The 2,918-nt window shown below is 62.0% G+C and carries 4 protein-coding genes and 1 riboswitch; of the genes, 1 reads left to right on the top strand and 3 read right to left on the bottom strand.

Translation table 11 applies throughout. The features are described 5' to 3' along the window. Positions 1-21: 21 nt before the first annotated feature. The 3 genes from RMO57_RS03950 to RMO57_RS03940 all read right to left on the bottom strand — a co-directional run bounded on the left by RMO57_RS03950 (position 22) and on the right by RMO57_RS03940 (position 1,991). Positions 22-393 carry a transcriptional regulator gene (locus tag RMO57_RS03950; protein WP_310384429.1) on the bottom strand — a complete coding sequence of 124 codons (372 nt, stop codon included), beginning with the start codon at positions 391-393 and terminating at the stop codon, positions 22-24. An 18-nt stretch (positions 394-411) separates the two neighbouring features. After that, positions 412-714 (bottom strand): type II toxin-antitoxin system HigB family toxin, encoded by a 303-nt coding sequence (locus RMO57_RS03945; RefSeq protein WP_310384427.1) that lies wholly within the window; start codon positions 712-714, stop codon positions 412-414. A gap of 83 nt (positions 715-797) precedes the next feature. Then, the gene (locus tag RMO57_RS03940) at positions 798-1,991 is read right to left on the bottom strand and encodes a hypothetical protein (RefSeq protein WP_310384425.1); all 1,194 of its coding nucleotides are present in this window, start codon (positions 1,989-1,991) and stop codon (positions 798-800) included. A gap of 69 nt (positions 1,992-2,060) precedes the next feature. Then, positions 2,061-2,165, top strand: a riboswitch (S-adenosyl-L-homocysteine riboswitch). A 54-nt stretch (positions 2,166-2,219) separates the two neighbouring features. On the opposite strand from RMO57_RS03940, the gene RMO57_RS03935 reads away from it, so the two are divergent. Beyond that, positions 2,220-2,918 (top strand): dihydropteroate synthase (locus tag RMO57_RS03935; protein WP_310384422.1); only part of this gene is annotated, 699 nt, incomplete at its 3' end.

The following is a 2,918-nucleotide window of genomic DNA, read 5'->3' as shown; positions in this document are numbered from 1 at the left end:
CCGAGGCTCAGGTCAGGCAGGTCACCCGACAACAGTCGCCGCAATCAGCACATCCGCAGGGATGCCCAGGCTGATGTGCAGCCTGCGAATCATGGCCAGCGTCAGAGGGCGTTTGCGGTTCAGGACTTCGTAGACGCGGTTGCTCTTGCCAATGATGGGCTCAAGATCTTTGACGGACAGGCCGCCTTGATCCATCCGAAATTTGATGGCCCCCACCGGATCAGGCGCGGTGATGGGTAGATGCTTGGCCTCGTAGGCTTGCACCAGCGTGGCGAGGATGTCCAGCCTATCGCCCTCCGGCGTGCCCAGATCAGGATCGGAGTCCATCAAGGCGGAAATCTCTGTGAGAGTGGCCTTGTAGTCTGCTTCGGTGCGGATAGGGCGGATGTTCATGTCTCACTCCGTGGCCGGTCAGGCCGAATTGATGGTGTCTGCGTCCACTGCGTCGTACTCATTGTGGGTGCCGAAAAACTTCACGTAGACGATTTCCAATTTGTACGAAACGGCCACGATCAGGCGGTAGTCATTGCCTTTGATGTTGAAAACCACCCGACGGTTTTTCAGCACGCTAGCGCTGCGGTACTGTGCCTTGATGTCAGCGGGCTGGGTCCAGGTCGCACTCGTGGCTTCCTCGTACCAAGCCTTCAGCGGCTGCTCGGCGTCGGGATGGCGCTCCCAGAAGTCCCGAAGGGTAGACACGGCAATCACTCGCATAGGGTGAAGTGTAGTCCCAAAATGGGACTTTGATGAAGCTTTGATAGAAACGCGAGACAAAGCGCGGGGTCAAGTATTGAAGGTCACAGTTTCAGCAACTTCTCCAACGACACCCTGAGTTTTAATTCATGCGGCGCCAGGCTGGCGCTGACCGCTTGGGCTGCGAGGCGCGTGTCGCGCGGAACCGGCTCGCTCAAGGGGTTGCCGCTTTTGCCCAAGAGGCTGGCCACCATTGGCTCCGTCGCGCTGTGGCCGCGTTTGAAGACGATGCCGACCTCGCCATTGGCTAGCCGCACCAGGCTGCCAAGCGGATAGAGCCCCAGAGTCTTGACGATGGCGGCGCCAGCCTCGTCGGGCTGCTTCATCTCGTCCAGAAACACCGCGCGCGCGGCCATCGCGCCCGGCTGTGCCTTGCGCGAACCACGGGGGCTGATGCGCGAGGCGAACATGTCGATGCGGCGCAAGAGCCGCGCCAGCTGTTCGGCCGGTGCACGGCCGGCCAGCGGGCCGGGGCCGGCGTCATGGTGCAGGCAAACGGTCTTGAGCCACAGCTCGGAGCTGGCGCCCAGCTCGCCCAGCAAGGCGGCCGAGCGGTCGCCATGCGAGATCAGCGCTTGCCGCTGGGCGTGGCTGGGTTCTTCGACCTGGGCAGCCAGGCGGTCTTGGTTGGCGCTGATGCTGATGTTCATGCTCAGTGCGGCTTGTGTCAGTGCCAAGCGCCAGTCGTCGGGCCAGCCGAGTTTGGCGGCGCAGAGTTCGGCCAGCGCTAGGCAGAGCAGGGCGTGGCGGCCGCTGTACTTCTCGAAGCCCTGAGCGGCGTCATAAATCAACAACATCAGGATCGCGTCGGGCTTGTGGCTTAACCGTGCGACGGCGTCGTTATGCAGTTGCCGAAAACGGCCGCGAAAGTCGTCGGTGCGAGGGTCGCGCAAGAGGCTGTGCGCGTGCATCTGCAGATCGGCCCAGGCCGCTTGCTCGCCCAGATCGACCTTCTTATTGCGATCGGTTTTGACGAAGTCGGCCTGCACCTTGACGATGTCACTCAAGTTCGCGCCCTGGTGCATCAAGGTATCCATCTTGTGCGCTTGCGCGCGGTGGAACTCCTTGGTCTCGTGGGCCAGCACCCAGACGCCGCTGGCCAGCAAAGCCTGCATCTGCGGCGCGTTGGACAAGGTTTGGCCGCTGGCCACCAGCAGCTTGCCGGCCGCGTCGCGCAGCGAAAACGTCAACACCTGGCCGATGCGCAGGCTGTTGGGGGGAAGCTGAATCAGATCCATAGTGGTTAATTGTCGGCCGGGGTGGCGCTGAATTCAGTCGTGTTGTTGGGCTGCCTGTAAAATCGCGCACGGTTCAAGGAGCGTTGCGACCCGCCCTGGTGAGTTCCACCACGGCCGGCCAGGCTTGAACAGGCAAATGGATACCCAGCTTGCCGACAACGACGCTCACCGATCCATGTTTTTTGTGGCCGCGGTGAGTTCGCGGCCAGTTGTTTCCTTGAGGCCGCCATGACTACAAATTCCACCAGCACCCCAGGCTCAGCGCCGCCCGCGATGAAGCTTTCCGGGCTGGAGCCGGTGCTGATCGAGGCCGGCACGCTGTTCGTCAATATCGGCGAGCGCACCAATGTGACCGGCTCGAAGGCCTTCGCCCGGCTGATCCTGAACGGCCAGTTCGAGGACGCCTTGGCCGTCGCCCGCCAGCAGGTCGAGAACGGCGCCCAGGTGATCGACATCAATATGGACGAGGCGATGCTGGACAGCCAGGCGGCGATGGTGCGCTTTCTGAACCTGATCGCCGGCGAGCCCGAGATTGCCCGTGTGCCGATCATGATCGACAGCAGTAAATGGAGCGTCATCGAGGCCGGCCTGAAGTGCATCCAGGGCAAGGGCATCGTCAACTCGATCTCGATGAAGGAGGGCGAGGCCGAGTTCAAGCGCCAGGCCAAGCTGGTGCGGCGTTACGGCGCCGCCGCCGTGGTGATGGCGTTTGACGAACAGGGTCAGGCCGACACCTATGCCCGCAAGATCGAGATCTGCGAGCGCGCCTACCGGCTGCTGGTGGACGAGGTCGGTTTTCCGCCCGAGGACATCATCTTCGACCCGAATATCTTTGGACTCAATTCCGAAAAGCATCCAAGATCTCGCAACGAACGGCGAAGATCCTCCATGCGAGCGATGTCGAACAGGATTACTCGCAGCGTGGTA

This window comes from Roseateles sp. (assembly GCF_031397715.1).
Classification (GTDB): domain Bacteria; phylum Pseudomonadota; class Gammaproteobacteria; order Burkholderiales; family Burkholderiaceae_C; genus Paucibacter_A.
This window is presented reverse-complemented; position numbering and strand designations above follow the sequence as displayed.

What these genes read in the sequence shown, in the direction of transcription:
- RMO57_RS03950 (WP_310384429.1), bottom strand. Translation starts at nt 393, where the DNA reads ATGAACATCCGCCCTATCCGCACCGAAGCAGACTACAAGGCCACTCTC.
- RMO57_RS03945 (WP_310384427.1), bottom strand. Translation starts at nt 714, where the DNA reads ATGCGAGTGATTGCCGTGTCTACCCTTCGGGACTTCTGGGAGCGCCAT.
- RMO57_RS03940 (WP_310384425.1), bottom strand. Translation starts at nt 1,991, where the DNA reads ATGGATCTGATTCAGCTTCCCCCCAACAGCCTGCGCATCGGCCAGGTG.